Origin of the sequence: Paenibacillus ihuae, from assembly GCF_001368795.1 — a bacterium.
Lineage (GTDB): Bacteria > Bacillota > Bacilli > Paenibacillales > Paenibacillaceae > Paenibacillus_AQ > Paenibacillus_AQ ihuae.
Map to the genome: position 1 here is coordinate 3,868,780 of NZ_LN831198.1, position 3,216 is coordinate 3,871,995.

Consider the following 3,216-nt stretch of genomic DNA (forward strand, 5'->3'; position numbering starts at 1 on the left):
CGCTGGGAATCGCTGTATTTCTGCTGATCCCTGCTCCAGTAGATCCAGCGCTATGGTCTGCGCCTGCCGCCCCTTCTTTTGAGAAAGACGGCCCCTGGAAAGAAAACAGCAAACTCAGCCCGGCAGAGCTGGTTACAGACCGTGCGAAGTACCCGGAATTCATTACTTTTGATACTAAAGGACGGCTATATACAGGTGACTCTGACGGCAAAATTTACAGAGTAGCCTTTAACACGGCGGGTAAAGCGCAACCAGCTGAAGTGTTTGCCGATACCCATGGAACACCTAACGGACTGAAATTTGACGCAGCCGGAAATTTGATAGTGGCGGATATTCAGAAAGGTCTGCTGTCGATTGACCCGGAGGGAAAAGTTGAAGTCCTTACCAATCAAGTGGAGGAAGGTCCAATCTACTTGGCGAACGAGCTTGACATCGCGAAGGATGGTTCAATCTATTTCTCCGATACTTCAAACTATGGCAAGGTCATGTTCAAAGAAATTGCCGAGAACAAGCCGCATGGACGATTGCTGAAATATGATCCGCTGACCAGGGAGACGACCGTTTTACTTCGTGATCTGTATTTTGCCAATGGGGTCGCATTGTCTGCCGGAGAAGATTTCGTACTCGTTGCCGAATCATATCACTATCAACTGACCAGATACTGGCTAAAGGGGGATAAACAAGGCACCTCAGATATTTTTGCTGAGAATATTGCCGGATTCCCCGACAATATCACACGTGATGCGCAGGGACATTTCTGGGTAGGGGTATTCACAACCCGTTTGTCTTTTGCCGATTACATGCATAGTCACCCCTGGTTAGCAGCTACAATGTCCAAAGTGCCACAATCCTTATTAAATGGAGCAAGTAAGCCGGTGAAGCATGGGCTTGTCGCAGAATATGGATCCGAAGGAGAACTTGTGAACAGCTGGCATGATCCCGAAGGAACCTTGTACGGCGTCACCACTGCCGTAAGCCAAGGGGGATATTTATATCTCGGAACCGCACCGGGAGGAAGCCAGGGTGTTCACCGGGTGCTTTTGAATCCGTAAGGGGAGTTCACCCGGTCAAATTTCCAGCTGAAAAAGCAGGCACAAAACTGAACTGTCCCCCCAGTGTTAGACACCATCTAATGATTGGAGGTAAAGTTCGTTCATGCCTGCCTTTTAGCTTCTATTAATTATTCACTTTTGTTCACATCGCCGTTACCCAGCCTATCCCGCATCTCTATATACGCCTCATGGGTGCCGACATCATCAATCGTACCCTCTGTAAAGTAGGCCCGGATCTCCTGGCGGGAGTGCAGCCACTCCGGAAAATAACTCGGCGCATCCGGGTTGCCCCCTTCGGCTAGATAACGGGAGAACAGCGGCAGCGTTGAACGCTTATAGATATAAAGTGCAAATACGCCTATGTTCGTCCGGGGTGTCTGCGGCTTTTCTTCCAAAGAAAGGACCCGCATCTCCTCATCCAGCTCAGCCACGCCAACACTGCGGAGCTCCCGGATATCGTCCACTGTCCGGACCAGAATACAGTCTTTGTCCACCAGATGAAAATAATTCAGATACCCCTCAAGGCCAAAGCCGAGCACATTGTCGCCTGCCAGAACCAGCAGATCTTCATCCAACCGTTCCCGCTCAATGACAAACTGGATATCGCCGACCGCACCTAACCGTGTTTCGGGGGAAGATGTGCCGTCATTCAGAATACGGACAGGCTTCGTCCCGCCATAACCGAGATGCCACTGCTGAAAAGCGCCGAAGAAGCGCTCATTCGTCACAATCAGAATCTCTGTGATTTCCTCCAGAACCTCCAGCCGGTCCATCAACAGATCCAGAATCGTCCGGCTTCCTTGAATCGGCAGCAGCGGCTTTGGCGTATCCTTCGTTAACGGATAAAGACGGGTCGCATACCCCGCAGCCAAGATTAATGCTATCATCCTGTTCGCTCCCTGCCCTGAATATTTCCCTTTACTATAACCCACAGGGATCATCAAGCCAAGTCTGCTGCTGTACCTTCATAAGCTACTTCTTCATATGATACCGACGGTATCTCATTACTTTTTTGTACATGGATTTATTCTTGAGCTGATTAAAGATGTAGGGATCCGGATTCATATTCACTTCAATAATCCATGGCGTAAGTGTCCGGTCTAATCCGACATCTACGCCGATCTGCACAATCTTCGGATAGGTTTTCTGCATATGAGCCGCCATGCGGATGCCCAGCGTACTCAGTTCGCCCGTCCGCTGAGTAAGCCTCTGTGCCGGCAGATAGGTACTGAGTAAGGTTTCTATCGCCGTTGGTTTGCCGCCGCTGTGGTAATTCGTAACAATCTTGCGCGGATGGCCCAGCCGGCCGATAATTCCGGTAGCTTCCCAGACTCCTTTGGGACTTAACTGCACCATTACCCGGATATCGAAGCGGCGGCGGTTATGCTTCAGCAGGTGAATTCCTTTTTGAATCAGATACCTTCTGCCGCCTGTCTTCTTCGCCAGACTTTGGTGAAAGGAATCAAAGGTGTCGAAATGGCGGACCGTTTCTTCATATTGATAGGTGAAGCCCCCCCGTTCCCCCCGCTCCGCGCGGATTACACCGTTCCCGTAGGTTCCCCTTTCGGGCTTGACGTAGATCATTCCATAGCTGTAGATCATCTGCTCCAGATTGCGTCTGGTAAATCTCCGGGTATCCGGGATATAAGGTCTGATGGAAGCACTCTGAAGCAGCAGCTTCGTTTTTAGCCATTTGCTCTGCAATGAAACAGCTTTTCTTGCCTTCACACCTGCACTCTCCTGTCCGAAAAGGGTTACCCTTTTCCTGATTTACAAAGTCAGTGCATCCTATGCAGAAGCAGGCGAGGCGGAATGAACCATCTGTCCCGTCCGGGAATATTAAGTTTCAACTATCCTTTGCCCGGTCATCCCGTGAGGCTCAGGCATATTCTAGTGCAGACGCGCAAGTGTCAATTTGTGCACGGAGATGAACCTAATGTCAGCAACCTCAGCAGGCTCACCTGTTAGCGGCCCTTCTATAGACGTACTAATCCCGGCCATCGAAAAGGATCTGGCCACCCTTCCCTATGTGATCGACAGTCTTCGCCGCTATGTACGCCACCCGATCAGCCACATCTATATCGTCTCACCCGGCAGCAGCAGAATCAGGGAAATGTGCTCCCGCAAAGGCTGTATTTTCGTCGATGAGACTACCGTTCTGCCA

At 50.5% G+C, this 3,216-nt stretch carries 3 protein-coding genes and 1 pseudogene; 2 read left to right on the top strand and 2 right to left on the bottom strand.

The annotated features are described in order from the left end of the window. The coding region (locus AQR02_RS17895) for an SMP-30/gluconolactonase/LRE family protein (RefSeq protein ID WP_054941641.1) at positions 1-1,052 on the top strand (1,052 nt) is incomplete at its 5' end. 128 nt (positions 1,053-1,180) lie between these two features. On the opposite strand, the gene AQR02_RS17900 is transcribed toward AQR02_RS17895, so the two are convergent. Together AQR02_RS17900 and AQR02_RS17905 are read right to left on the bottom strand one after the other, a co-directional pair. Beyond that, a complete protein-coding gene (locus AQR02_RS17900) occupies positions 1,181-1,939 on the bottom strand; it encodes a nucleotidyltransferase family protein (RefSeq protein WP_054941642.1) in 759 nt (252 codons plus the stop codon). Between the two features lie 85 nt (positions 1,940-2,024). Further along, a complete protein-coding gene (locus AQR02_RS17905) occupies positions 2,025-2,780 on the bottom strand; it encodes a YheC/YheD family protein (protein WP_054941643.1) in 756 nt (251 codons plus the stop codon). 208 nt (positions 2,781-2,988) lie between these two features. On the opposite strand from AQR02_RS17905, the pseudogene AQR02_RS34530 reads away from it, so the two are divergent. Next, positions 2,989-3,216, top strand: a pseudogene (locus AQR02_RS34530) (DUF6492 family protein); the annotation flags it as partial.